The organism is Streptomonospora sediminis (genome assembly GCF_054778995.1).
In genome coordinates, this window is record NZ_BAAGYZ010000137.1 from 1 (window position 1) to 25,892 (window position 25,892).

Below are 25,892 nucleotides of genomic sequence, written 5' to 3' on the forward strand. Positions count from 1 at the left end.
CCGTTACCGATGATGCCGACCTGCCCGTCCAACTTGACGTAATTCAGCCCCTTCTCCTTGGCGGCGGCCTCCAGGGAGCCGCCGGAGCCGGACTCGTGGAAGGGGAGGCGCTCGGGGTGGCGTTCCAGGGCGTTGTCGTCGAGGGTGACCTTGCCGTCCAGGGCGAGGATGCGGTTGTCGGCGGTGCGTACCAGCGGATTGACCTCGACCAGGGTGGCGTCCTCGTGGCGGGCGACCTCCCACAGCCGCTGCAGGACCGCCGCGGCGGGCGGGTGGACGTCCGCGGGCAGGCCCGCCTTTGCGCATATGGCCAGGGCCGTTTCGCGGTCGAGCCCGTTCAGCGCGTCGACGGGGGTGCGCACGACGGCCTCGGGCCGGTTCGCGGCGACCTCTTCGATCTCGACGCCGCCCTCGGCCGAGCAGATCGACAGGAAGCTCCGGTTGGCCCGGTCCAGCAGGAAGGAGACGTAGTACTCCTCGGCGATGTCGCTGGCCTCCTCGACCAGGACCCGGCCGACCGTGTGGCCCTTGATGTCCATCCCGAGGATCTGCTCGGCCTTGGCCCGGGCGTCCTCGGGGCCGTCGGCGACCTTGACGCCGCCGGCCTTGCCGCGGCCACCGGTCTTGACCTGTGCTTTGACGACCACGCGGCCGCCCAGGCGGGCCGCGCTGAAGGCGGCCTGCTCGGGGGTGGTGGCCAGTTGCCGCTCGGCCAGCGGCACGTCGTGGTCTCCGAACAACTGCTTGGCTTCGTACTCGTATAGGTCCACCGAGCCTCCTCGGCATCGCTGTGTGTCGTGTCGGACCCGTCCTCGCTCGCACTACTCCCACTGTGATACGCGAGATCGTATGCAGTATGCAATACCACCGGCCGGACAAGTGGGCGGAATGAGCGCCGGGCGCACGCCGGACGGCAGCGGGTCAGCCGCACACAACTGCGTGTGACATGCGATGTTCGCAGCGGGCCCGGAAAAGGGCTCCGCACCCTCTTCTCAGAACCGATCAAGCGGCGCATACTGTATACGCTCAATCGGTTGCGAGGTGCCCATGAACCACCCTCCCCCCGCCGCGGCCCCACCGGGCCACCTGCAATCCCCCTACATTCCCGCTCCCCGCGCCGGGGAACTGCACGACTGGAGCGGGCGGCGCTACACCGTGGGCCGCCCGGCCCGGGAACTCGCCGGAACCGCCCGCCTGGTGCCGGCGGCCCGCGCCGTCGCGGCGGTTGCCGCGATCGGCCCCCTGCAGTTCGGCTACGGGGCCGCGGTCCCGCTGCTGATGGCCGCCAACGGCTGGAGCCCGGCCGCCGCACTGCTGCCGTTCGCCGTGTGGGCCCTGGTCCAGGGTGGCAGCGCCTGGCCGATCGCGCGGCTGCGCGAGCGCGGGTTGCTCGGCCCCGACCGCGCCATCGTGGCCGGCGCCCTGCTGTGCGGCGCCGCACTGGCCGCCCTCGGACTCAGCACCGATCTGGGCTGGGTGCTGGCGGGCTACGGCCTGGCCGGCGGCCTGGGGGCCGGACTCGTCTACCACTCCGGGGTCCACGTGGTCGCGGCCTGGTACCCCGAACGCCCCGCCACCCACGCCGTGTGGGCCGGCGCCGGGTTCGCGCTGGGCGCGGCACCGGCGGCCGCGGCACTGGCACTGGCCGATCCGGCCCATCTGGCCGCCGCCCCGTGGGCGGGCGCGGTGCTGGCCGCTGCCGTGACAGCGGCGGGTTGGCGGCTGCGCACACCGCCCAGCCGGTGGTGGCCGCCCGAGACCGACCCGCGCGACTGGGCGCTGCGCCGCCGCGGCCAGCCCGTCGCCTGCTACGACCACACCCCCGCCCAAGCCTGGCGCAGCGGCGCCCTGCCCGGTCTGCACGCGGTGGTGGCACTGGCCGGTGCCGCCGCGCTGGTCGATGCGGCGGTGCTGCCGCTGCTGCTGGCCGGGCAAGGCCTACCGCCCCCGGCGGCTGCCGCGGCGCTGGCGGTGCTGGTGGTCTCCAGCGGGCTGGGCCGCGCCGCGGCCGGGCGCTGGGGCGAGCGCGTGGGGCGGCGGCGCATCCTCGTCGCCGCCCTGGCCGCCGGCGGCGCCGCCCAGTTCGGTCTGGCCGCCGCCGCGCTGGCGGGATCGGCGGCGGGCCTGGTGCTGATGGGCCTGCCCGCGGGCATCGGCGGGGGCTGCTGCTATCCGCTCACCCGCACCCTGGCCCAGGACTTCTTCGGCAGCCGCGACAGCGCCGACATCCCCGGCCTCGTCTACAGCGCCAAGGCGCTGGGCGGGCTGCTGGGCGTGGGCGGCGCGGCGGCCCTGATCGCACTCGCCCCGCAGCCGGGTCCGCTCGCGTGCCTGGTCGCCGCCGGTGCAGCGGGGCTGGCCGCGGCCGCGGTCGCCGCCCGGCTGCGGCGCCCCGTGCCCATTCGCACGCTTCCGCTCTAGACACCGAACGAGGGGTCGTGTAGCAATGGAAACCATACGGTATGCAGTATCCACAAAAAGGAGATGTGTGCTCTGATGACTGACGACAAGGGTGGCGACACCACGATCTCCGGCGGCCACCTGGTGGCCAAGGCCCTCAAGGCCGAGGGGATCGACGTGGTCTTCACACTCTGCGGCGGCCACATCATCGACATCTACGACGGCTGCGCGGACGAGGGAATCGACGTCATCGACGTCCGCCACGAGCAGGTGGCCGCCCACGCGGCCGACGGCTACGCGCGGGTCACCGGCAAACCCGGCTGCGCGGTGGTCACCGCCGGCCCCGGCACCACCGACGCCGTCACCGGTATCGCCAACGCCTACCGCGCCGAGAGCCCGCTGCTGGTCATCGGCGGGCAGGGCGCGCTGAGCCAGCACAAAATGGGGTCGCTGCAAGACCTGCCGCACGTCGACATGATCGGCCCCATCTCCAAATTCGCCGCCACCGTCCCGCACACCGAGCGGGTGGCCGACCTCGTGTCCATGGCGTTCCGCGAATCCCTCAACGGCGCCCCCGGCCCCTCCTTCCTGGAAATCCCGCGCGACATCCTCGACGCCTCGGTGCCGGTCGACTCGGCCCGCGTGCCCCAGGCCGGCCGCTACCGCGCCTCCACCCGCCAGGGCGGCGACCCGGCCGACATCGAGCGCCTGGCCGAACTGCTCGTGCGCGCCGAGCGCCCCAGCATCCTGCTGGGCAACCAGGTGTGGACCACCCGGGCCACCGAGTCGGCCACCGAACTGGTGCGCACGCTCAACGTCCCGGCGTTCATGAACGGCGCGGGCCGCGGCACCCTGCCGCCCGGCGACCCGCACCACTTCCAGCTCTCCCGGCGGCACGCGTTCGGCTCCTCCGACCTGATCATCATCGTCGGCACCCCCTTCGACTTCCGCATGGGCTACGGCAAGCGGCTGTCGACCGACGCCACCGTGGTGCAGATCGACCTCTCCTACGCCACGGTCGGCAAGAACCGCGACATCGACCTGGGCATCGTCGGCGACGCCGATGTGGTCCTGTCCTCGGTGCTGCAGGCCACGTCGGCCTACGGCGACAACGGGGCCGAAGGCCGCAAGACGTGGCTGGAGGAACTGCGCTCGGTCGAGAACAAGGCGCTGGAGAAGCGGGCCCCGCTGCTGGCCTCCGACGCCTCGCCCATCCACCCCTACCGGCTGGTCTCGGAGATCAACGACTTCCTCACCGAGGACTCCATCTACATCGGCGACGGCGGCGACATCGTCACCTTCTCCGGCCAGGTGGTCCAGCCCAAGTCGCCCGGCCACTGGCTGGACCCCGGCCCCCTGGGCACCCTGGGCGTGGGCATCCCCTTCGTGATGGCCACCAAGTACGCCCGGCCCGACAAGGAGGTCGTCGCGCTGTTCGGCGACGGCGCCTTCAGCCTCACCGGCTGGGACTTCGAGACCCTGGTCCGCTTCAACATGCCCTTCATCGGGATCATCGGCAACAACTCCTCGATGAACCAGATCCGCTACGGCCAGATCGCCAAGTACGGCGCCGACCGCGGCGAGATCGGCAACACGCTGGGCGATGTGCGCTACTCGGAGTTCGCCAAGATGCTGGGCGGCTACGGCGAGGAGGTGCACGAACCCGGCGAGATCGGGCCGGCGCTGCGCCGCGCCCGCGAGTCCGGCAAGCCCTCGCTGATCAACGTCTGGGTCGATCCCGAGGTCTACGCGCCCGGGACCATGAACCAGACCATGTACAAGTAGGCGGTGGAGGATCCGCATGAGCAAGGCACTTGACGGGGTCCGCGTCCTGGACATGACCCACGTGCAGTCCGGCCCCTCGGCCACCCAGATCCTGGGCTGGCTGGGCGCCGACGTGGTCAAGCTGGAGGCGCCCACCGGCGACATCACCCGCCGCCAGTTGCGCGACCTCCCCGATGTCGACAGCCTCTACTTCACGATGCTCAACGGCAACAAGCGCAGCATCACCCTCAACACCAAGAGCGACGAGGGCCGCAGCCTCTTCCTCGACCTGGTCAAGCGCAGCGACGTACTGGTCGAGAATTTCGCCCCCGGGGCGCTGGACCGCATGGGCTTCACCTGGGAGGTCCTGCAAGAGGCCAACCCGCGGCTGATCTATGCCTCCATCAAGGGGTTCGGGCCCGGCGCCTACGCCGACTACAAGGCCTACGAGGTCATCGCCCAGGCCATGGGCGGCTCGATGAGCACCACGGGGTTCGAAACCGGGCCGCCCCTGGCGACCGGCGCCCAGATCGGTGATTCGGGCACTGGAATGCATACAGTAGCCGGTATCCTCGCGGCACTGTACCAGCGCACGAGTACCGGCAGGGGTCAGCGCGTCGAGGTCGCCATGCAGGACTCGGTGCTCAACCTGTGCCGGGTCAAGCTGCGCGACCAGCAGCGTCTGGCGCACGGCCCGCTCAATGAGTACCCCAACGACGACTTCGGCGACGAGGTCCCCCGCTCGGGCAACGCCTCCGGCGGCGGGCAGCCCGGCTGGGCGGTGCGCACCGCCCCCGGCGGACCCAACGACTACGTCTACGTCATCATCCAACCGGCCGGCTGGGAGCACATCACCCGCATCATCGGCCGCCCCGAATTGGCCGCCGACCCCGAGTGGGCCACCCCCGAGGCGCGGCTGGACAAGCTCGACAAGGCCTTCGGCCTGATCGAGGAGTGGTCGTCGAACCTGCCCAAGTGGGAGGTGCTGGCCACGCTCAACGAGCACAACATCCCCTGCGGGCCGATCCTGTCGACCAGGGAGATCATCGACGACCCCACGCTCAACGCCAACGGGATCGTCGCCACCGTCGAGCACCCCGAGCGCGGCACCTACAAAACGGTGGGCCTGCCCATGCGGATGTCGGACTCCCCCGCCGACGTCGGCCGCTCCCCCCTGCTCGGCGAGCACAACACCCAGGTCTACGGCGACGAACTGGGCCTGAGCCCCGACGAACTCGCAGCCCTCAAGACGAACGGAGTGATCTGAAAAGATGGCAACGGAAACCGGCTACGATCCGGCGGCCGTCCGCGCCGTGCTCGACCGGGCCCGCTCCGAGGGCCGCAGCGCGCTGACCGCCCCCGAAGGCCGCGTGCTGGCCGAGGCCTATGGCATCCCCATTCCCGGCGAGGCGCTGGCCGCGAGCGCCGACGAGGCGGCTTCGCTGGCCGCGGACCTGGGCCTGCCCGTCGTCGCCAAGATCGTCTCGCCCGACATCCTGCACAAGACCGACGCCGGCGGCGTCGAGGTCGGGCTCTCCTCGGCCGAGGAGGTCAAGGCCGCCTACCAGCGCATCACCGACAACGCCCGCGCCTACAACCCTGAGGCCAGGCTCGAGGGCGTGCAGGTGCAGCAGATGGTGGGCGGGGGCCAAGAGGTCCTCATCGGCGCCACCACCGATCCCACCTTCGGCAAGGTCGTCGTCTTCGGCCTCGGCGGGATCCTGGTGGAGGTGCTCAAGGACGTCTCCTTCCGCCTGGCCCCCGTCTCGGCCGAGGAGGCACGCGCCCAGATCGGCGACATCAAGGCCGCCGAGGTGCTTTCGGGCGTGCGCGGCAGCGAGGCGGTCGACACCGACCGCCTGGCCGACGTCATCGCCCGCCTGTCCGACCTGGTCACCGACTTCCCCGAGATCTCCGAAGCCGACCTGAACCCGGTCTTCGCCTCAGCTTCGGGCAGTGTGGCCGCCGACCTGCGCTTCGTCCTCGACTTCGAACCGGCCGTGCCGCCCCAGCGGTTCACCCGCGAGGAGATCCTCGCCTCGATGAACCGCATCTTCAAACCGCGTGCCATCGCGATCGTCGGCGCCTCCAACGAGCACGGCAAGATCGGGAACTCGGTCATCCGCAACGTCGTCGACGGCGGCTACACCGGTCCGGTCTACCCGATCAACCCCAAGGCCGACGAGGTCTACGGCCGCGCCGCCTACCCCACCATCGCCGATGTGCCCGACGGCATCGACGTCGCGGTCTTCGCCATCCCGGCGAAGTTCGTGGCGGCGGCGCTGGAGGAGGCCGGCCGCAAGGGTGTGGCCGGCGCGGTGCTGATCCCCTCGGGCTTCGCCGAAACCGGCGAGGTGGAGCTGCAGGACGAGGTGGTGGCGGTGGCCCGCCGGTACGGGATTCGCCTGCTGGGGCCCAATATCTACGGCTACTACTACACGCCCGAGCACCTGTCGGCGACCTTCTGCACGCCCTACGACGTGGCCGGCGGCACCGCGCTGACCTCCCAGTCCGGCGGGATCGGCATGGCGATCCTGGGTTACAGCCGCAGCACCAGCACCGGTGTCTCGGCGATCGTGGGCGTGGGCAACAAGGCCGACATCGACGAGGACGACCTGCTGGCGTTCTTCGGCCAAGACGACAACACCAACGCCATCGCGATGCACCTGGAGGACCTCAAGGACGGCCGCGCGTTCGTCGACGCCGCCCGCGAGGTGGTGCCGAAGAAGCCGGTGGTGGTGCTCAAGGCCGGCCGGACTTCGGCGGGCGCCCGCGCCGCCGGATCGCACACCGGTGCGCTGGCCGGCGACGACAAGGTCTACGACGACATCCTGCGCCAGGCAGGCGTGGTCCGCGCGCCCGGGCTCAGCGAGCTGCTGGAGTACGGCCGGGCGCTGCCCGTCCTGCCCACGCCCAAGGGCGAGAACATCGTCATCATCACCGGCGCCGGCGGGTCGGGGGTGCTGCTCTCCGACGCCGTGGTCGACAACGGGCTGTCGCTGATGGATATCCCGCCGGACCTGGACGAGGGCTTCCGGGCCTTCATCCCGCCGTTCGGCGCGGCCGGCAACCCGGTCGACATCACCGGCGGCGAACCGCCCTCGACCTACGAGAAGACCATCCGGCTGGGCTTGGAGGATCCGCGGGTGCACGCGCTGATCCTGGGCTACTGGCACACCATCGTCACCCCGCCGATGGTCTTCGCCGAGCTGGTGGCCGATGTGGTCGGCCAGGCGCGGGCCGCCGGCATCGACAAGCCCGTGGTGGCTTCGCTCTCCGGCGACACCGAGGTCGAGGCGGCCAGCGCCCACCTGTTCGACCACGGCGTGGTCGCCTACCCCTACACCACCGAAAAGCCTGTCCAAGTGCTCGGCGCGAAGTATCGCTGGGCGCGCGCCGCGGGGCTACTCTGATCCGACGCCTGTAACGCGAGTCACACCCGGTGGCTGCTGAGCCGCCACGACGCGGCCACCGGGTTTCCCCGCTGCGACGGCCTCCGCCAGTGCCGCCGCAGCGGCAGCCGCACATCCATCCCACCGGCCGTGCGAAGGAGGTTCACCGCAGCAGGGGGCGCATGAGGGGGCAGTTGCCCGCATCCGCGATCCAGCGAGGGAGAACTCCGCGCATGGACTCCTCAGAAACCAACTCCGACCGGCCGCTGGGCCGTGATGACCTCACCAGTACCGATACCCCTGATACCCCCGACACCCGCGTGCCCGCCCAGCGCGGCCCCGCGGCCGATGAAGCCGGCGGCGCCGCGTCCGGCACCGCCGAGGCTCCCCAAGAGGAGCGCTACTGGAAGGCGGGCCGGCTGGAGCCGATGCCGATCCGCCCCCTGCCCAAGGCTCCGCCCTCGATCCACCTGCTGGGGCCGACCGTCTTCCTCGTCGCCCTGGGCGTGGGCATGGGCGAGTCCTACATGTGGCCGCGGCTGGTCCTGATCTTCGGGCCGGAGATCCGCTGGCTGTTCCTGGTCGGCGTATCGCTGCAGGCCGTGGTCATGCTGGAGATGTCGCGCTATGCGATGGCCACCGGCGAGAGCATCTTCTTCGGCGCCGCCCGGGTGTTCAAGCCGCTGATGTGGTTCTTCTTCGTCACAGCGATGCTCGTCTACGTCTGGCCCGGCCACTTATCGGCCGGCGCATCGGCGTTCCAAGAGGTGACCGGCATACCGTGGCAGGCCACGGCGGTCGCCGGCATGCTGCTGGTGGGCGTCGTGTTCACGATGGCCAAGGTGATTTACAACCTGCTGGAGAACGTCCTCTCCATCTGCATCGGGCTGCTGGTCGTGGGCACCTCGGTGGTAGCGGCCATGGTCGGCAGCCTGTCCGACCTCTCCAGCACCCTCACCGGCATGTTCGCCTTCGGCTACATGCCCGAGGAAGCGCTGAGCCCGGCGTGGTTCCCCGTCATCGTGGGTTCCATCGCCTTCGCCGGGCCGTCGGGCATGCAGCAGATGTGGTACACCCTGCACCTGCGCGACAAGGGCGCCGGCATGGGCCACCACATCCCGCGCATCCGCGGGCTGCGCCATGCCGACGAGCAGGAGAGCATGCCCACCCGCGGGTTCATGTTCGACACCGACGACCCCGCCGAGCTGACGAAGTGGAAAGGCTGGCGCCGGTGGGTCACCTTCGACGCGTTCGTGCTCTTCTGGGGCATCACGATGCTGGTGACCATCTCCTTCACCGTGCTGGCCCAGGCGTCGGCCCGGTTCGACCCGCAGGTGGCCACCATCATCCGCGACGGTGAGCAGTCCGCCGCGCTGGACGCCATGGCGGCCTCGTTCTCCGCTGCCGGAAGCCCCATCTTCGGCACGGTGTTCTTCCTGTTCATCTCGCTGATCGGCCTCAACGCCACCCTCGGCCTGTTCGACTCGTTCTCCCGCGGCCAGGCCGACATGACCTACTACTTCGTCCCCGGAGCCCGCCGGTTCAGCATGTCGAAGATCTACGCGTTCTTCCTGTGGGGCGTGATCCTCTTCGGCATCGGCGTCCTGCTGTTCGGCCCCGCCGACGGCCCGGCCGCGATCCTGGACACCCTGGCGTTCCTGTCGACGTTCGCGATGGGTGCGTACTGCGTGACACTGCTACTGGTCAACAACCTCACCCTGCCCAAACCCATCCGCCCGGGAATCGTCTCCAACGTACTCATCGCCGGAGCCGCGGTGTTCTACCTCGGCATGCTGTTCTACTCCCTGTTCGCCTTCGGGGTGGTGATCAGCTGATGAGCGCCCAGACCGCCGCCGCCGAGCGGCACATGCCCCTCGCCCTCCAGTACGCCGAGGTCGCCGTTCCGGGCGCGGGTATCGGCATGGTGGCCGGTGTCTTCGCGGCCTCGGTGGCCGGCCTGGCCGGTCTGCCCGCCGTCCAGATCGCCACCATCGCCATCGGACTCGGTGTCCCCTTGGCGCTGCTGGGGGCGGGCTACTGCCTGCTGCTGGCCGCAGGCCGGTTCGGGGTCGGCGCCGTCGGGCCGGTGGCACTGTACTGGCTGATCGGTTTCCCGCTGGCGCGGCTGGTCGACCAGTACACGGTCGCCACCGTGCTCGGCAGCGACCAGGTGCTGCGCGAACCGCTGCCGTCGTTCCTGGCTTTCCAGGCGCTGCTCAGCATCGGCTTCGCCATCGGGTTCCTGTGGCTGCACGAGCGGCTGGCCCCGCACATGCTGCTCCGCATCCAGCAGCACAACCCGCTCGCCGCCGAACTCGTGCAGCGCTACATCGCCCAGGCCGCCGCCATCGACAAGCGGCGCGCCTCGGGCGGGCAGGGCCGCCGACGGGACCGTGCCTGAGATGTAGTAGACCGGTGCCCGGGCGTTTCGCGCGCCCGGCACCGGCACACCTGTGCCACCGACCGACTGGAGAACCGACTTGGATATTGCACCTTGGGTCTGGGGAGTGACGATCGCCGTTCTACTCGGTGTCATCGCTCTCGACTTTGTCATCATCGCCCGAAGACCCCATGAACCGTCGATGCGCGAAGCGGGCATCTGGATCGCGGTCTACGTATCCCTGGCGATCGCTTTCGGGATCGGGCTCTCCTTCACCACCAGCGGCCAAGCCGTCGACTTCTTCACCGGTTGGATCGTCGAGTACTCGATGAGCATGGACAACCTGTTCGTGTTCATCCTCATCCTGGGTTCCTTCTCCGTGCCGCGGGAGCACCGCCAGCGGGTGCTACTGGTGGGCATCGCGCTCGCCCTGGTGTTCCGCGGCCTGTTCATCGCCGCGGGCGCGGCGGCGGTCAACGCCTTCGCCGGCGCCTTCTACGTCTTCGGCGCGTTCCTCCTCTACACCGCCTGGAAACTGGTCGCCGGCGGCGACGAAGACGAGGAGTACAAGGAGAACGCCGCGGTGCGGATGGTGCGGCGCGTGCTGCCCACCACCGACACCTACGACGGGGCCCGCCTGTTCAGCCGGGTCAACGGCAAGCGCGTGGTCACGCCCATGCTGATGGTGATGATCGCCGTCGGCATGACCGACATCCTCTTCGCCCTGGACTCCATCCCCGCCATCTTCGGAATCACCCAGGAGCCCTACCTTGTCTTCACGGCCAACGCGTTCGCGCTGATGGGCCTGCGCCAGCTCTACTTCCTCATCGGCGGGCTGCTCGACAAGCTCGTCTACCTCAGCTACGGGCTGTCGGTGATCCTCGGATTCATCGGCCTCAAGCTGATTCTGCACGCCGTCCACGAGACCACCGAACTGCACGTCCCCGAGATCCCCACGAGCGTCTCGCTGATCGTCATCGTGGTGACCCTGGCCGCCACCACCGTGCTCAGCCTGCTCAAGTCCCGCCGCGACGCCCGTGCCGCGGCCGCCGAGCCCGCCGCAGCAGCCGGCACCGATTCCGGCACCGACTCCGGCGGGGACGACGACGGCCGGAGCGAGCGGGTGTCCGTCTGACCCGCCGCGGACACCCCGCAGCCGCCGGTGGTGTCTGCGCCGGCATCCCGGCGCGATCGGCGCAGGGCCGGCCCCTCGCAACGCCGCGGCACCTGCGAGGGGCCCGGACCACTGCGGCTCCGAAGGCTCAGCCGCGCTTCCAGGCGTTGAAGGCGAGGTCGCGGCAGACCTGGGCGAAGTCCAGCTCGGCGGCCTCGACCGCCAACGGGAACGTGGAGGTCTCGGTCAGCCCCGGGGCGACGTTGACCTCCAGGAAACGCACGCTGCCCTCGGCGTCGACGATCAGGTCGGTGCGGGAGTAGTCGCGCAGCCCCAACGCGCGGTGGGCGGTGAGCGCGGCCTCAGCCGCGGTGTCGGCGATCTCGCGCGGCAGCCGAGCGGGGCTGAAAAACTCGGTGCGGCCGGGGGTGTAGCGGGCCGCGTAGTCGTAGACGCCGCCATCGGGCACGATCTCGACCAGCGGCAGGGCAAAGGGGCCCTCGCCCAGGTCCAGGACGCCCACCGCGACCTCGGTGCCCGCGATCCGCTCCTCGATCACCGCGCGGTCGCCGTAGGCGAAGCAGCTGACCATCGCCGCCGACAGCGCCTCCATCGAGTCGACCGGGGTGGCGCCGAACGCCGAGCCGCCCTGGTCGGGCTTGACGAACAAGGGCAGCCCGAGCCGGGCGACCACGCGCTCCAGCAGCGCCGGCGCACCGAGGTCGGAAAACGCGGTCTTGGGCAGGGTCACCCCGCGGGCGACCGCGACTCCCTGCCGGGCCACCAGGGCCTTGGCGGTGGGCTTGGCAAAGGCCCGCCGGCAGGCATCCGGCGGGGCACCCACAAACGGCAGCCCGCACAGCTGGAGGATCTCGGCGGTGGCGCCGTCCTCGCCGGAGGCGCCGTGCAGCACCGGGAACACCGCTTGGGGCGGATCGGCGGCGAGCCGATCCAGCAGGGCGGCGTCGATGTCGGCGGTCTGCACCTCAACGCCCAGGCGGCGCAGCGATTCGGCCACGCGCCGCCCCGAACGCAGGCTGACCTCGTGTTCGGGCGACATCCCGCCCGCCAGTACGAGTACCCGGTCCAGATCGGCCACGGTCCTGCCTTCCTGCTGCGCTGGTGTCACTGAGCTGGTCCCGCTCTACTCAGGGGAGATCGGGGAAGGGGGAGCCGTCGCCCTGCGCCCCGGGCGGCGACATGCCGCCGAACGTATCACGCAGCTCGGTTTCGCCCTCGATGACGCCCACGAGCCGCCGCACGCCCTCGCGGATCTGGTCGCAGGCGGGGTAGCAGAACGACAGCCGCATGTTGCGGCGGCCCTGGTCGGAGGCGTAGAAGCCGGTGCCGGGCACGTAGGCGACCCGCTCGTTGACCGCCCGCGGCAGCATGGCCTTGGCGTCGAGGCCCTCGGGCAGGGTGACCCACACGAAGAAGCCGCCGTCGGGGCGGGTCCAGGTGGTGCCGGCGGGCATGAGCGTGTCGAGGGCGCCGAGCATGGCGTCGCGGCGCTCCCGGTACATCTCGTTGAAGTCCTTGATCTGCTCGCGCCAGGCGTAGGAGGCCAGGTAGCTGCGCACCACCATCTGGTTGAAGGTGGAGTGGCTGAGCATGGCCGACTCGGCCGCCAGCACCAGTTTCGCGCGCACCGCCGGGGGCGCCAGCGCCCAGCCGATGCGGAAGCCCGGCGAGAGGGTCTTGGAGAACGAGCCGAGGTAGATGACGTTGTCGGGGGCCTTGGAACGTAACGGCGCCACCGCCTCGCCGTCGTAGCGCAGCAGCCCATAGGGGTTGTCCTCCAGGACCAGCAGGCCGTGGCGGCGGCAGATCTCCAGTACCCGGTCGCGTCGCTCGGCCGAAAGGGTGACGCCGGCGGGGTTCTGGAAGTTGGGGATGGTGTAGAAGAACTTGACCCGGCGGCCCTCGGCGGCCAGGCGGGTCAGCGCTTCGTCCAGGGCCTCGGGGACCACGCCGTCGCCGTCCATCCCGACGTGGCGGATGTCGGCCTGGAACGCGGCAAAGGTGTTGATGGCGGTGACGTAGGTGGGGGCCTCGCACAACACGATGTCGCCGGGGTCGACGAAGACCCGGGTGACCAGGTCGAGGGCCTGCTGCGATCCGACGGTCACGATGACGTCGTCGGCGGCGGCGTCGATGTCCTCTTCGGCCATGACATCGCAGATGTGCTCACGCAGGACGGGGTCGCCCTGGGCGGAACCGTACTGCAGCGCGGTACTGCCCTGTTCGGCGACGACCTGCTGCACTATGTGGGCGATGTCGTCCATCGGCAGCGCGCCGACGTTGGGCATGCCGCCGGCCAGCGAGACCACCTCGGGACGCGAGGCGACGGCGAACAGTGCCCGGACCTCCGATGCCACCATGCCCTGGGCGCGTGCTGCGTAGCTGCCGACATAAGGGTCGATGCGCGAGCCCTGGACCGAGGGCTGCCGGTGGGGTTCTCGGGGATCCTGCACGATCCACCTCCGCTGGCTGGGACGGGATGCCTTGCTGGGCCTGCTGCCCGGCTTGTTGCCGATGAGACGCCGGGGCGGCGGGATCGGTTCACGCGGATCGCATGAGCCGCTCCAGGCACACGCGCGCCGCCGCCGCGGGTCATTGCGGTGGGCAGGCAGGCGCCGCAGGCCGGTCGGTCCCGGCCCAGTTTATGCCGACCGGCGAGCCGAGTGCCGACCGCCCTCGGTTGAGCGCTGCACGCCCTGCGGGTGCGGGCGGCGGCCGCCGCCCGCTACAGCCGTGATGCCCGCAGGGACCAGCGCGGCAGTCCGCGTTTTGCCGAATCCTGGAGCGATCGTTGCGCCGACGGGGAAGGCACCGGGGCGCATAGGGCGGCGGCCCGGACGGGCTCCCCCACCCGTCCCGGGCCGCCGCTCTGGAAGGTCCGCCCCGCGTGATCGGACCCGGTACCCCCCTCAAGGCACGGGCACGGGCGGACGTGGTTCTTGCGGGCCGTCGCCTGCGTGCCCCCAGCCAACTGCATCACCAGCCGCACCCGCAAAGGTTGCACGACGTTGCAACACAACTACTCTCCGGAGCCACAAGTCCCGATCCGGGCGAACCACCGGTGCACACACCATCGGGGTACGAAACGCCTGCGCCTACTTCAGGCCGGTAGCAGCCGTATCCCGCCACCGACCGCGCAGGCCGGCGGGCCGGGCCGCTGCGCTCATCCCGGCAGCGGGGCTTCCGCCGCAGCGCCGCCCGGGCCGGGCTCGGCGCGGGCGCGCCGGATACCAGGCGCATTCGAGGCGGGCAGCAGGTCGGCGGCATCCTCCGGCGCGCGGACGCTCACCCGGAACCCTTCGGTGAAACGGTAGGGGCGGCTCTCGACCACCCCGCCGAGGCGGCGGCGCAGGCGCGACATCTCCGCCCGGACCGTCACCAGCCGCTCGGGGTCGCCGAACAGGTCGACCGCGAGCTGGGCCGCGCTGCATCCCTCGCGAGAGCGCGACAGCAGGAACAGCAACTCGCAGTGGCGCAGTGTCAGCCGGCACGTCCACGTGCCGCTGGGGCTGGTCACGGTCATCTGCGGACCGGCCGGGTCGGTGAGGTCGAGCACCACCTCGGTGGCCGACGCGGCCTCGCCGCCGCCGGGCCGCAGCAGCCATCCGCCCGGCAGCGGCTCCACCCGGCACTGCCCGAGGGCCGGCAACCAGAACGTGCCGCCCTCCAGGTTGCGGGGCAGCGGCACTCGGCGGGGCGGGTCGTTCTGCACCGCCGCGGCGGTCCACCCATCGGCGTCGACGACCAGCGCGCTCTCCCGCATCCCGGCGAGCAGCGGGGCCGCCACCGCGCGAAGCCGCTCCAGGTGCGCGTGGTGCCATCCGCGCAGCTGCGACTCGGCGTGCTGGGCGACGACTCTGATCAGCGCCAGCGTGGCCGGGTGCACGGTGCGCGCCGGGCCGCTCACACAGACCGTGCCCAGCGCGCGCCCGTTGCGCGGATCGTGCACCGGGGCGGCGGCGCAGTGGATGTTGTGCAGGCCGCGGACGTAGTGCTCGGCGGAGTAGACCTGCAGCGGGCGGTCCACTGCAAGCGCGGTACCCACGGCGTTGGTACCCGCCACGTCCTCGTTCCACTGCGTCCCCTCGACCGCTCCAAGGGCGTCGGCCAGGCGCAGCATCGGCATGGGCCCGTCGCGCCAGAGCAGGCGGCTTTTCGCGTCGGAGACCGCCATGAAGTGCGAGGCGTCGTCGGCGACCGCCATGAGCGCGTCGCGCAGCATGGGCAGCAGATCGGCCAGCGGCGAAGCGGAGCGGTGGGACTGGAGCTCTTCGCGGCGCAGGACCGGCACCGGCCGCCCGGCGTCGGGGTCGATGCGGCACCTGCGCACCCGCTCCCAGGAGTCGGCGATGACCGGACGCAGCCCGGCGGGCGGCGGGTTGCCGGCCAGGACGGCCTCGTGCACGCGGCGCAGTTTGCGCGCGTACTCCCCTGGGTCCGCGCCTGCGGGCACTGCGGTATCCAAGTACGGCTGCGCCATTGCGCCCCCCGTTGACCTGGCTGTTCCACGATGTTTCCGGTGCTGCCATCCTTGTGCGCCCTGCGGGAGGCGGCAACCGGAACGCCGACACGGAATGCACTCGTGCGCCGAAAGCACGACCTGCCTACGGAACAACGGATGTACTCCGAGTACGACCGCTGATACGCACGCCGCCGACGCCGCGGCGTCCGCCCACCCTTCAGGCACCCGCGTGCCGCATCGGACGGGTTGGGTGGAATTTGGCGGTCTCTTGGATACGCGGTCCCGTGGTACCGGTCACACGGACGCGCAGAGTGCGCAATAGTGGACGCAGAGTAGGCAACCTGAAGCCGCGGCCCCAGCCGGCCGCGGCAGCGGAGGGAGGCGGACCATGGCCCGTGCGGCCACCCGGACCGGGGCGGCTGTGCTGCTGCTCGCCGGCGTACTCGCGCTGGGCGGCTGCACAGCGGGGCCCTCCGAGGAGGTGCGGACACTGCGCGCCGCCACCGGCGAGCTTTCGGCGGTACTGCTGCGCCCCGAGGCCGAGCAGGCGTTCGAACGCGAAGGCCACCCGGTCGAGGGCAACCTGGCCTGCCGCAGCCGCAAGCGCGGCCCCGACCGACTGGTGGTGGTGTGCAACGGCAGCAGCGACGACGACCGCGAACTCCGATTCCGCGGCCGGATCGACCCGGCCACCGTCGCCGCCCAGCCCAAGCCCGACGAAGGACTGCCCGGCGCCTTCACCGGCAAGGCCGGCGGCGAGGAGGTGTTCCGGATGAACTGCTTCAACTGCGAGCCGCGCGAGGCCGAATCCGGCGCCGACTCGTCACCGGATGCCGGGGGCGGCCAAGGGGATTAGGCGGCGGCCACCGGGGCCGACCGGCGCGGCGGCACGTCCCGGTGGTCGCCCCGAGCGCGCCCGTCCGCGGCTGCCGCGCCCGGTCCGGCCGGGCCGCGGCTCACGCGCGCGTCGGATACTCGGGAGGCTCGTCGCCCTCCTCATCCGGGTCGTAGGAGGCCGGGTCGGTGGGCGAGGGCTCGCGCTCGCCGGCGATGTCCTCGCCGGGCGCCGGGCGGGCGCCCTGGCCGGGTCTGCGGTCGGCCAAGGGCGCGTCCCGGCCGGGCTCACCGTCCTCGCTTCGGTCCTGTTCCTGCTCCCGCCGGTTTTGTCCGGTCATCGGCGTCCTCCTGTTGCGTGCCGGGGCCGCGGCCCGCGGCGGTGCTGGGCCGGTCGGCCTCAGCGGCGCGACGAGGTGAACTCCTGCAGCTTGGTGCGCAGCCCCTTGGTCATCAGCTCGAAACCGTCGGGGTCGCCCGAGGCCAGCGCCTTGGCCGTGTCGGCGAGCTGGTCCATCTCGACATAGGGCGGGATCGGCGGGATGTCGGGGTCGCAGTGCACATCGAGCACGACCGGCCCCTTGGCGGCGAATGCGCGGTCCCAGGCCGAGGCGATGGCGTCGGGCGTGTCGACCACCTCGCCCTCCAGGCCGATGGACTTGGCGAAACCGGCATAGGAGATCGAGGGCAGGTCCTGGCTGTAGGGTGTCTTGGGTGAGCCGCCCATCGCCCGCAGCTCCCAGGTGACCTGGTTGAGGTCGTTGTTGTGCAGCACGCAGACGATCAATCTGGGATCGCGCCACTCCTGGGCGTAACGGCGGATGGTGGCCAGTTCGGCCATCCCGTTCATCTGCATGGCGCCGTCGCCGACCAGCGCGATCGCCGGCCGGTCGGGGTGGGCGAACTTCGCGCCGATGGCGTAGGGCACGCCGCAGCCCATGGTGGCCAGCGTCCCCGACAGCGATCCGCGCATGCCGCTCTTGAAACGCAGGTGGCGCGCGTACCAGTTGGCCGCCGAACCCGAATCCGAGGTGACCATCACGTTGTCGGGCAGCCGCGGCGACAGCTCGTTGAAGATGAGCATCGGGTTGACCGGGTCGGCGGGCACATGGGCCTGCTGGTCCATGGACTCCCACCAGTCGCGCACGCTCTTCTCAATGCCCTCGCGCCAGCGGTCGGGGCCCTTGTCGCCCTTGCGGACGCGCACCTTCGATACGAGCCGGCGCAGCGTCTCTGCGGCGTCGCCGACGAGGTTGACCTCGGTGGGGTAGCGCAGCCCGATCATGTGCGGATCGATGTCGATCTGCACCGCCCGCTTGCCGAACGGCGGGTAGTGCTGGGCATAGGGCACGTTGGACCCGACGATGACGAAGGTGTCGCAGTCGCGCAGCATCTCCCAGGTCGGCCGGGTGCCCAGCAGCCCGATGGAGCCGGTGACAAAGGGATGCTCGTCGTCGAGGACGTCCTTGCCCAGCAGCGCCTTGGCCACGCCGCCGCGCGTCGCCTCGGCGAGCTCGACGACCTCGTCGGTTGCGCCGCGGGCGCCCTGGCCGATCAGGATCGCGGTCTTCTCGCCCGCGTTGATGACATCGGCCGCACGCTGCACCTCGTCCTCGGACGGCACCGACCGCGCCCGGCTCAGCCCGGGTCTGCTGGAGGGCACGTGCTTGAACTCGTGCTCGGGCGGGCTGTAGTCGGTCTCCTGCAGGTCGGCGGGGATGATGACGGCGGTGGGGCAGCGCTCCGAGAGCGCGGTGCGGATAGCGCGGTCGATCAGGTTGGGGAACTGCTGGGGCACCATCGCGGTTTGCACATAGGCGCCCGCAACGTCCTTGTACAGCGAGTGCAGGTCCACCTCTTGCTGGATACTGCCGCCCATCCCCGTGCGGTGGACCTGGCCGACGATCGCGACCACGGGCACGTGGTCGAGCTTGGCGTCGTAGAGCCCGTTGAGCAGGTGGATGGCGCCCGGACCGCTCGTGGCCATGCACACGCCCAGGTTGCCGCTGAACTTGGCGTAGCCGACGGCCTCGAACGCCGACATCTCCTCGTGGCGGCTCTGCACGAAGTGCGGCCCCTCGGCCTGCCCGAGTTCGGCGATGATGCCGTTGATCCCGTCGCCCGGGTAGCCGAAGATCTGCTCGACCCCCCAACCCCGCAGGCGCTGCAACAGGTGGTTGGCCACAGTCTGACTCACGTCGTCTCCCCTTCGTCGCGGCCCGTCGTCCCTTGCCTCGGCGGGCCGCTGCCCTTGGGGCCCGCGGGCAAACGTGCGGCCCCGCCGGCGCGGCAGGGGCGGGAGGGCGGACGCACCGCCGGACCGGGTCGCACCGGCCGCGGCGGCGTTAGGACGGGGAGATGTCGCCGGTGTTGTAGCGTTCCACCCCGACCAGCGCCAGGTTGGTCACCCGGTCGACGAGGCTGTCGGCGCTTTCGTCGGGATACTCCAGCAGCCATTCGCTGAGGGAGTCGGCCGCACCAATGGCGATGCGGGCGAGGATCTCGGCGTCGCGCTCGGCGATGATCCGCTCGCCGCCGGGCAGGCGGGTACCGGCGACCACCATGCCGGTGATCTCGTCGATGACCCGGCTGCGGGCGGCGCCGACCTCCTTGGAGAACGGTTCGCCCTGGGTCCGCGCCTGCTGGTAGAGCACCGCCCAGCTGTCGCGGTTGTCGGCGACGAAGCGGAAGAAGACCCGCAGCCCCGACCACAGGCCCAGCTCCGGCGGTTCGCCGGAGTGCACGGCACTGCGCACCGCCTCGACCACGCGGTCGGCTTCGCGGTGGATGCAGGCGGTGAACAACCGCTCTTTGGAGCCGAGGTAGATGTAAACCATCGGCTTGGAAATACCGGCCGCCTCGGCGATCTCCTCGACGCTGGCGGTGTGGTAACCGGAATGGGAGAAGACACGTACCGCGGCGTCGATCATCTGCCGCTCGCGCACCTCGCGCGGCAGACGCTGCTGTTTGCTGACCACGCCCCGACCCTATCGATCCCCCGGGGGCGCCGGGGTCCGCCGAAGACCGGCGGTGGCGGCGATCCGCCCCGCCGCGCGGGTCCGCACCGCGGCGGGCCGCGTCCCCGCGGCGCTGACCGGGGAACCCGGCTACCCCCCTAGAAGACCGACCGGTCGGTCTTGTACTGTCGCGCGTAAATTCTGGATGTAACCGGGATCACTCGGAGGGCCGTTCATGACCACCACCGTCGACGCCGCCGTCTTCACCGGGCCGGAGGAACCGCCCCGCATCGAACAGGTCGCCCTCCGCGATCCCGGTCCCGGGCAGGTGCGGGTGCGGCTTGCCGCCGCGGGCGTCTGCCACTCCGACCTGTCCCTGGCCAACGGGGTGCTGCCGCAGGCGATGCCCTCCGTACTGGGGCACGAGGGCTCCGGCACCGTCGAGGCGGTCGGCCCCGGGGTCACCGCCGTCGAACCGGGTTCGCCCGTGGTGCTGAACTGGACACCGCCGTGCCGCGCCTGCTGGTTCTGCACCAACGGCGAGCCGTACCTGTGCGAACACGGCCTCGACGCGGCCCAGCAGCCCTACGGCGCACTCGCCGACGGTACGGCGGTCTATCCGGGCCTGGGCACGGCCGCCTTCGCCGAGGCGACCGTGGTTCCGGTCAGCGGCGTGGTACCCCTGCCCGAGGGGATCGACCCCGGCGCCGCCGCCCTGCTGGGCTGCGCCGTGCTCACCGGGTGGGGAGCGGTCACCAACACCGCCGGAGTGCGCCCCGGCCAGTCCGCGGCGGTGATCGGACTGGGCGGCGTAGGGCTGGCGGCGTTGCAGGCCGCTGCCTTGGCCGGCGCCGATCCCGTCATCGCCGTGGACGCCTCCGCCGCCAAACGGGAGCTCGCACTGGCGCTGGGCGCCACCCACTTCCTGGCGGCCGGCGACGGCCTCGTCCGCGAGGCCCGCTCGCTGACCGGCGGGCGCGGGGCCGACCACGCCTTCGAGGTGGTGGGCTCCAGCACCACCATCCGCACAGCCTGGGAGATCAGCCGGCGCGGCGGCGCGGTCACGGTGGTCGGTGCCGGTGCCCTGGAGGACGCCGTCCAGTTCAGCGCGCTGGAGATCTTCCACTCCGCCCGGACCCTGCGCGGGTGCTTTTACGGCTCCTGCGACCCCGACCGCGACATTCCCATCGTCGCCGCCCACTCCCGCCAGGGCGGGCTGGACTTGGCCACGATGGTCACCGACGAGGTCGGTCTGGACGGGCTGCCCGACGCGTTCCAGCGGATGCGCGACGGCAAGGGAGGGCGCACCCTCATCCGGTTCGGCTGACCCGCGGCGGCGCGGACCGGATCGCGGGCCGGCAGCCGATGCGCCGACCGATGCGCCCGGACCGGACCGCCGACCGGACCCGGACGACCCGAATCGTCGATCGAATGTGGGGAGTGAACGTGGCAGAACAAGAGCGGCCGGCAGCCGAAACCGGAATCGCCCGTCCCATCCGCCCGCTTGCGGCGGTGACCGCGCAACTGCTGGTCGGCGGCGGGCCTTTCGAGGTGCAGACCGCCGAGATCAACGGCGTCGCCACCCGGGTGTGGAAACACGCGCCGGCGCACATGCGCGCCATCATGGACGCGGCGCCCGGCCACGGCCGGACCCCGGCGCTGGTCTACGGCGACGAGCGGCTGACCTACGCCGAGTTCCACCGGCACACCGCGGCCCTCGCCCGCCGCTTCACCGACGACTACGGCGTCACCAAGGGCGACCGCGTGGCAATCGCCATGCGCAACTACCCCGAGTGGGTGGTCGCCTACTTCGCCGCCACCAGCATCGGTGCGATCGCCGTTCCGCTGAACTCCTGGTGGAGCGGCCCGGAACTGGAATTCGGGCTCTCCGACAGCGGGGCAAAGGTACTGGTGGCCGACCGCGAGCGCATCGAACGGCTGGGTGAGGCGCTGGAGCGGCTGGAACCCGCGCTGATCGCCGTGCGCACCGCCGAACCGCCCGCCGGCGCGCGCACCTGGGAGGCGGTACTGGAGGGCGCCGCCTCCGCCGACCCGCACCTGCCGCCGGCCGAGCTGGATCCCGACGAACCGTGCACGCTGTTCTACACCTCCGGCACCACCGGGCGGCCCAAGGGCGCGATCGGCTCGCACCGCAACCTGACCACCAACATCGTCTCCAGTGCCTACTCGCGGTTCCGCACACTGATGCGGACAGGCATGGAGATGGAGGAGGTCCAGGCTTACGCCGACTCGCTGCCGCCGGCGGTGGTGCTGTGCGTGCTGCCGCTGTTCCACGCCACCGGCGCCCAGACGGTCATGCTGCCGGCACTGGCCAACGGCGGCACCCTGGTGCTGATGTACAAGTGGGACCCCGAGGAGGCGCTGCGGCTCATCGAACGCGAACGGGTCACCGCCATCACCGCGGTACCGGCGATGATCTCGCAGATGACGGCCTCACCCCGGCTGGACGACCACGACCTGACCAGCCTGATGCAGCTCGCCTCCGGCGGCGCGCCCGCCGCCCCCGCCCTGGTTTCGCGCACCCGCGGCAGAATGCACGACCTGATGCTGGGCCAAGGGTACGGACTGACCGAGTGCTCGGCCATTGCCACGGTCAACGGGGGCAGCGACTACCTGCTGCGGCCCGACAGCGCCGGGCTGCCGGTGGCCCCGTTCGACATCAAGGTGGTCGGCGCCGCCGAACAGGAGCTGCCGCCCGGCGAGGTCGGCGAGGTGTGGATCAGGGGGCCGGGCGTCGTGCACGGCTACTGGCAGCGCCCCGAAGCCACGGCGGCCACATTCACCGATGGCTGGCTACGCACCGGCGACCTGGGGCGGCTGGACGAGGAGGGCTTCCTCTACATCGTCGACCGCGCAACCGACATGATCATCCGCGGCGGCGAGAACGTCTACTGCGCCGAGGTGGAGGCGGCCGTCCACGAGCACCCCGCTGTGGGCGAGGTGGCGGTGGTGGGGGTGCCCGACGAGGTCCTCGGTGAGGAGGTGGGCGCGGTGGTGCGGCTCATCTCGGGGGCCCGGCTCACCGAGGAGGAGCTGGTGGAGTTCCTCAAACCGCGGGTGGCGCCGTTCAAGATCCCCGCCCGGATCCGCATCGCGACCGAGGACCTGCCGCGCAACGCTGCGGGCAAGCTGCTGAAGAAGCGGCTGAAACAGGACTGCGGCTGGTCGCCCGCCGATCAGCAAGGGTGACGCGTGGTGCCCGCCGGGCGGGGCGGGTCGGCCCGCCCGGCGGGCACCGGATGCGGGCCGGTACCGGAGCGGAGTCCGGGATCCGCCCGTGCGGCCGGGCGGTCGGCCCCGCGGCCCGCTAAGCCGTGCTCGGCGGCTCCGCCCCGGGCGGTTGCGTGTCCGGGGCGGAGCCGGCGTCGGGTCGGTCTGCCCGGCCGTCCCCGTCCGGCGCGGCAGTCCGCTCGTCCTGCTCGCCCTGGCCGTCCCGCTCGGCCTGCCGGGCCTGCTCATCCGGCTTTTCCGGCTCGCCCTGCCCGTCCTGCTCCACCGCGTGCTTGGGCGGGCGGCCGCGGCGGGCGATGCCTTTGGAGTTGCCGGGCATGCGGCCCGCGTCGGTGAGTGCCCGGCGCAGAAGGAACTCGATCTGGGCGTTGGTGCTGCGCAGTTCATCGCCGGCCCACCGAGCCAGCGCGTCGTGCACGGCCGGGTCGAGCCGGAGCAGGATCTTCTTCCGCTCAGCCACGGTGATACAGGCGTTTCCCTATTGGTAAAGCGTTCCGGTGTTGACGACCGGGGTCGCAGGGCGGTCCGAGCACAGCACCACTAGCAGATTGCTGACCATCGCCGCCTTGCGCTCCTCGTCGAAATCGATCACGTCGCGGTCGGCCAGCCGCTGCAGGGCCGTATCGACCATGCCCACCGCACCCTCGACGATCTGCCGGCGGGCGGCGACGACGGCGCCGGCCTGCTGGCGCTGCAACATGGCCTGGGCGATCTCTTGAGCGTAGGCGAGGTGGGTGATGCGCGACTCCATGATGCGCACGCCCGCCGACTCCACTCGTTCGGAAACCTCCGCCGAGAGGCGCTCGGTGACGTCGGCTGCGTTGTCGCGCAGCGACATCGACTCCTCCGGCGACGCGTCGTAGGAGTAGTCGCCGGCGATGTGGCGCACCGCGGTCTCGGTCTGGATGGAGACGAACTCGACGAAGTCGTCGACCTCGAAGACCGCACGCGCGCTGTCCTCAACCTGCCAGACCACTACCGCGGCGATCTCGATCGGGCTGCCGCCGGCGTCGTTGACCTTCAGCACCGAGGTCTCGTGGTTGCGGATGCGGGTGGAGACGACCTTGCGGCTGGTCAGCGGGTTGACCCAGCGCAGGCCGTCGGTGCGCAGGGTGCCGACGTAGCGGCCGAGGAACTGCAGGACGCGGGCTTGGTTCGGCGCGACGACGGTCAACCCGGACGCCACCACCACCGCGGCGAGTGCGAGCACCGAAGCCGCGATGATCATCGGCACCGAGACCGCGGAGAGCGCGGGGACGAGCAGGGCGGCCGCGGCGAGCAGCAGGACCAGGCACACGGCCGCCATCGGGATTCCGGGCAGCTGCGAAGCGGAGCGTTCCCGGTACTTGGGCACCGGCATCTGCCCGCGGATGCCGGATGTGGCGGTGTCGGAGTTCATGTGCGGCCCTTTCCTTCAATCAGCGATTGCTTCACTATAGCATTGTGATATCACTTTTTAGGTACCGCATCACCGCATCGCCCAACATCGCCCCTTAAGGAGGGACTCGGCCCCATGACACTCACCAGACCCGCCGCATCCCCATCCCCGTCCCCGTCCGCGTCGGCACTGCGGCCGCCGCGGCACCGGGTGGAGCGCCGCGCCATCGGCTGGTGGAGCCTGCGTGCACTGCTGGCGGCCGTGCCCGCCGCAGCCGCGCCCGCACTCGCCGCCCTGCTCGTCCCGATGGTGGTGTCCGCGCCCCCGGCCGTCGGCGCCGCGCTCTGGTCGTCCGCCGCCGCGCTGGGCGCCGCCGGCGCGGTCGCCGCGGTCGCCGTGCCCCTGTGGCGCTTCCGCGTACACCGCTGGGAGGTCACCGGCACCGCCGTCTACACCGCCGCCGGGTGGCTATGGCAGGAGTGGCGCGTGGCGCCGATGTCGCGCATCCAGACGGTCGACACCCACCGCGGCCCGCTCCAGCGCCTGTTCGGCCTCGCCGATGTCACCGTCACCACGGCCTCGGCGGCCGGGCCGCTGACCATCGCGGGGCTCGACGGCGAACGCGCCGAACGCGTCGCCGCCGAACTGACCGAAGCCACGCACAGCACGGCGGGAGACGCCACATGAGTACAGAGGCACCCGGCATCGGGGCGGACGCCCGCAACGGCGGCGGCACCGAGCCTGACACCGCGCCCGGCACCGCCGGCTGGCAGCGGCTCAGCCCGCTCACGATGGTGCCGGCAGCCATGGTGCTGGCCGTGTTCCTCGTCCCCGCTGCCGCCATCGGGGCCGTGTTGACCGGCCTGAACGGCGTCTTCCTTCCTTGGGGAGCGCTGACCATCGCCGGCGGCGCGCTGGGCACAGCGGCGCTCACAGGTACGGAGGCACTGCGTTGGAGCCGGTCACGCTACCGTGTCACCGATGAGCGCCTGGAGGTCCGCAGCGGCATCCTGGTGGCCGAGCGCCGCTCAGTACCGCGCGACCGCATCCGCAGCGTGGACGTGTCCGTACCGGTCTGGCTGCGGCCCTTCGGGCTGTGCAGCGTTGCGATCGGCACCGGCCAGAACGCCGGATCCGGAGGGGGCGACGTCCGTCTCTCCTACATCACCCGCGCCGAAGGCGGCCGACTGCGCGGCGAACTGCTGCTGCGCCGCACGCGGCCGGCCGGCAGCGGCGGTGGTGACGATGGCGGCGGGTTTGCCAGCGGCAGCAGCGCCCACCTCCCCTACACCGGCCGCGAGCTGGCGCGGCTGCGCCCGGTATGGTTCGGCTTCGCATCGGCGTCCATCGCAACTCCCCTCCTCGGCGCGGGCGCCGTCGGAACCGCCTTCAACGTGCTCAGCTTGTTCGGCCGTGAGCGGGCGAACGCCGCGGTCGCCGCCGCCTACCACCAGTTCATCGCGCAACCGCTGGCGGTCCTGTGCGGCACCGCCGCGGCCATGCTGCTGATCGGGGCCGCCGCGGCGACCGCCGTGCAGGTCGAGGCGTGGTGGGGCTACCGCCTCGACCGCGAGCCCGACGGCACGCTGCGGCTGCGCCGCGGGCTGGTCACCAACACATCGCTGTCGCTGGAGGAGCGGCGGCTGCGGGGCGTCGAACTCCGCGAGCCCGCGCCGCTGCGCTGGGTCGGCGGCGCGCGGGTGCGAGCGGTGGCCACCGGGTTGGGCTCCGACGCCCAGAACGGCGGCCCGGTGTCGCGCAGCGCGCTGTCGCCGGACATGCCGCGGGCGCGGGCGCTGCAGCTGAGCGCCGACGCCGCGCGAGAACCCGAACCGCCGACAGGCGCGGCGCTGCGGCCGCACCCGGGCGCGGCGCTGCGGCGGCGGATCACCCGCGCTCTGCTGGGTACCGCCGCGCTGGCCGCGGCGGCCGCAGGCG

20 protein-coding genes and 1 pseudogene are annotated in these 25,892 nt (G+C 71.6%); 12 read left to right on the top strand and 9 right to left on the bottom strand.

All coding sequences use genetic code 11. The annotated features are described in order from the left end of the window. Positions 1-770, bottom strand: a 770-nt coding sequence (locus ACYVD5_RS26360; RefSeq protein ID WP_461003853.1) for an ATP-grasp domain-containing protein, incomplete at its 3' end; no start/stop codon positions are given. A gap of 277 nt (positions 771-1,047) precedes the next feature. Here ACYVD5_RS26360 and ACYVD5_RS26365 point away from each other — a divergent pair. The 7 genes from ACYVD5_RS26365 (at position 1,048) to ACYVD5_RS26395 (ending at position 11,071) form a co-directional block, all read left to right on the top strand. Next, complete coding sequence (locus tag ACYVD5_RS26365; RefSeq protein ID WP_461003854.1) at positions 1,048-2,421, top strand: MFS transporter; 1,374 nt, start codon at positions 1,048-1,050, stop codon at positions 2,419-2,421. Positions 2,422-2,496: 75 nt separating this feature from the next. Continuing rightward, positions 2,497-4,185 carry a thiamine pyrophosphate-binding protein gene (locus ACYVD5_RS26370; protein WP_461003855.1) on the top strand — a complete coding sequence of 563 codons (1,689 nt, stop codon included), beginning with the start codon at positions 2,497-2,499 and terminating at the stop codon, positions 4,183-4,185. Positions 4,186-4,201: 16 nt separating this feature from the next. Further along, a complete protein-coding gene (gene frc, locus ACYVD5_RS26375; RefSeq protein WP_461003856.1) occupies positions 4,202-5,431 on the top strand; it encodes a formyl-CoA transferase in 1,230 nt (409 codons plus the stop codon). 4 nt (positions 5,432-5,435) lie between these two features. Next, positions 5,436-7,577, top strand: a complete 2,142-nt coding sequence (locus ACYVD5_RS26380) for an acetate--CoA ligase family protein (protein WP_461003857.1) — start codon at positions 5,436-5,438, stop codon at positions 7,575-7,577. Between the two features lie 212 nt (positions 7,578-7,789). After that, positions 7,790-9,391, top strand: a complete 1,602-nt coding sequence (locus ACYVD5_RS26385; RefSeq protein ID WP_461003858.1) for an Nramp family divalent metal transporter — start codon at positions 7,790-7,792, stop codon at positions 9,389-9,391. Beyond that, entirely contained in the window at positions 9,391-9,957 is a 567-nt protein-coding gene (locus tag ACYVD5_RS26390) for a hypothetical protein (protein WP_461003859.1), read from the top strand. Before ACYVD5_RS26385 ends, ACYVD5_RS26390 begins: the two co-directional genes overlap by 1 nt. Before the next feature lie 79 nt (positions 9,958-10,036). Then, the gene (locus ACYVD5_RS26395) at positions 10,037-11,071 is read left to right on the top strand and encodes a TerC family protein (protein WP_461003860.1); all 1,035 of its coding nucleotides are present in this window, start codon (positions 10,037-10,039) and stop codon (positions 11,069-11,071) included. Positions 11,072-11,198: 127 nt separating this feature from the next. On the opposite strand, the gene ACYVD5_RS26400 is transcribed toward ACYVD5_RS26395, so the two are convergent. The 3 genes from ACYVD5_RS26400 to ACYVD5_RS26410 all read right to left on the bottom strand — a co-directional run bounded on the left by ACYVD5_RS26400 (position 11,199) and on the right by ACYVD5_RS26410 (position 15,551). Further along, complete coding sequence (locus tag ACYVD5_RS26400; RefSeq protein WP_461003861.1) at positions 11,199-12,149, bottom strand: D-alanine--D-alanine ligase family protein; 951 nt, start codon at positions 12,147-12,149, stop codon at positions 11,199-11,201. A gap of 49 nt (positions 12,150-12,198) precedes the next feature. Next, positions 12,199-13,431, bottom strand: a complete 1,233-nt coding sequence (locus ACYVD5_RS26405) for an aminotransferase-like domain-containing protein (protein ID WP_461003872.1) — start codon at positions 13,429-13,431, stop codon at positions 12,199-12,201. A gap of 803 nt (positions 13,432-14,234) precedes the next feature. Beyond that, positions 14,235-15,551, bottom strand: a complete 1,317-nt coding sequence (locus ACYVD5_RS26410) for a GAF domain-containing protein (protein ID WP_461003862.1) — start codon at positions 15,549-15,551, stop codon at positions 14,235-14,237. 370 nt (positions 15,552-15,921) lie between these two features. Between ACYVD5_RS26410 and ACYVD5_RS26415 the strand changes: the two genes are divergently transcribed. Beyond that, positions 15,922-16,389 (top strand): hypothetical protein, encoded by a 468-nt coding sequence (locus ACYVD5_RS26415; protein ID WP_461003863.1) that lies wholly within the window; start codon positions 15,922-15,924, stop codon positions 16,387-16,389. 100 nt (positions 16,390-16,489) lie between these two features. Here the strand turns inward: ACYVD5_RS26415 and ACYVD5_RS26420 are convergent, their stop codons facing one another. The 3 genes from ACYVD5_RS26420 to ACYVD5_RS26430 all read right to left on the bottom strand — a co-directional run bounded on the left by ACYVD5_RS26420 (position 16,490) and on the right by ACYVD5_RS26430 (position 19,345). After that, positions 16,490-16,708 (bottom strand): hypothetical protein, encoded by a 219-nt coding sequence (locus ACYVD5_RS26420; RefSeq protein ID WP_461003864.1) that lies wholly within the window; start codon positions 16,706-16,708, stop codon positions 16,490-16,492. Between the two features lie 59 nt (positions 16,709-16,767). Next, positions 16,768-18,564, bottom strand: a complete 1,797-nt coding sequence (locus ACYVD5_RS26425; protein ID WP_461003865.1) for a thiamine pyrophosphate-requiring protein — start codon at positions 18,562-18,564, stop codon at positions 16,768-16,770. 148 nt (positions 18,565-18,712) lie between these two features. Then, the gene (locus tag ACYVD5_RS26430; RefSeq protein ID WP_461003866.1) at positions 18,713-19,345 is read right to left on the bottom strand and encodes a TetR/AcrR family transcriptional regulator; all 633 of its coding nucleotides are present in this window, start codon (positions 19,343-19,345) and stop codon (positions 18,713-18,715) included. Positions 19,346-19,559: 214 nt separating this feature from the next. Here ACYVD5_RS26430 and ACYVD5_RS26435 point away from each other — a divergent pair, with 214 nt between their 5' ends. Further along, positions 19,560-20,651: a zinc-binding dehydrogenase gene (locus tag ACYVD5_RS26435; RefSeq protein WP_461003867.1), complete on the top strand. Its 1,092-nt coding sequence runs from the start codon at positions 19,560-19,562 to the stop codon at positions 20,649-20,651. A gap of 119 nt (positions 20,652-20,770) precedes the next feature. Beyond that, on the top strand, positions 20,771-22,534 hold the full coding sequence (locus ACYVD5_RS26440) for a class I adenylate-forming enzyme family protein (RefSeq protein WP_461003868.1): 1,764 nt from the start codon (positions 20,771-20,773) through the stop codon (positions 22,532-22,534). Between the two features lie 277 nt (positions 22,535-22,811). Here the strand turns inward: ACYVD5_RS26440 and ACYVD5_RS26445 are convergent. Both ACYVD5_RS26445 and ACYVD5_RS26450 read right to left on the bottom strand, forming a co-directional pair. Next, positions 22,812-23,036 (bottom strand): annotated as a pseudogene (locus ACYVD5_RS26445) (type II toxin-antitoxin system antitoxin); the annotation flags it as partial. Between the two features lie 18 nt (positions 23,037-23,054). Then, positions 23,055-23,975: an SPFH domain-containing protein gene (locus ACYVD5_RS26450; protein ID WP_461003869.1), complete on the bottom strand. Its 921-nt coding sequence runs from the start codon at positions 23,973-23,975 to the stop codon at positions 23,055-23,057. A gap of 114 nt (positions 23,976-24,089) precedes the next feature. Between ACYVD5_RS26450 and ACYVD5_RS26455 the strand changes: the two genes are divergently transcribed. After that, positions 24,090-24,641, top strand: coding sequence for a PH domain-containing protein (locus tag ACYVD5_RS26455; protein ID WP_461003870.1), 552 nt, complete (start codon positions 24,090-24,092; stop codon positions 24,639-24,641). Then, positions 24,638-25,892 (top strand): PH domain-containing protein (locus ACYVD5_RS26460; protein WP_461003871.1); only part of this gene is annotated, 1,255 nt, incomplete at its 3' end. The genes ACYVD5_RS26455 and ACYVD5_RS26460, both read left to right, overlap by 4 nt.

Coding starts and splice junctions, on each gene's coding strand:
- ACYVD5_RS26380 (WP_461003857.1), top strand. CDS start 5,436: ATGGCAACGGAAACCGGCTACGATCCGGCGGCCGTCCGCGCCGTGCTC.
- ACYVD5_RS26390 (WP_461003859.1), top strand. CDS start 9,391: ATGAGCGCCCAGACCGCCGCCGCCGAGCGGCACATGCCCCTCGCCCTC.
- ACYVD5_RS26405 (WP_461003872.1), bottom strand. CDS start 13,431: ATGGTGGCATCGGAGGTCCGGGCACTGTTCGCCGTCGCCTCGCGTCCC.
- ACYVD5_RS26415 (WP_461003863.1), top strand. CDS start 15,922: ATGGCCCGTGCGGCCACCCGGACCGGGGCGGCTGTGCTGCTGCTCGCC.
- ACYVD5_RS26365 (WP_461003854.1), top strand. CDS start 1,048: ATGAACCACCCTCCCCCCGCCGCGGCCCCACCGGGCCACCTGCAATCC.
- ACYVD5_RS26450 (WP_461003869.1), bottom strand. CDS start 23,975: ATGAACTCCGACACCGCCACATCCGGCATCCGCGGGCAGATGCCGGTG.
- ACYVD5_RS26370 (WP_461003855.1), top strand. CDS start 2,497: ATGACTGACGACAAGGGTGGCGACACCACGATCTCCGGCGGCCACCTG.
- frc (WP_461003856.1), top strand. CDS start 4,202: ATGAGCAAGGCACTTGACGGGGTCCGCGTCCTGGACATGACCCACGTG.
- ACYVD5_RS26385 (WP_461003858.1), top strand. CDS start 7,790: ATGGACTCCTCAGAAACCAACTCCGACCGGCCGCTGGGCCGTGATGAC.
- ACYVD5_RS26455 (WP_461003870.1), top strand. CDS start 24,090: ATGACACTCACCAGACCCGCCGCATCCCCATCCCCGTCCCCGTCCGCG.
- ACYVD5_RS26410 (WP_461003862.1), bottom strand. CDS start 15,551: ATGGCGCAGCCGTACTTGGATACCGCAGTGCCCGCAGGCGCGGACCCA.
- ACYVD5_RS26420 (WP_461003864.1), bottom strand. CDS start 16,708: ATGACCGGACAAAACCGGCGGGAGCAGGAACAGGACCGAAGCGAGGAC.
- ACYVD5_RS26435 (WP_461003867.1), top strand. CDS start 19,560: ATGACCACCACCGTCGACGCCGCCGTCTTCACCGGGCCGGAGGAACCG.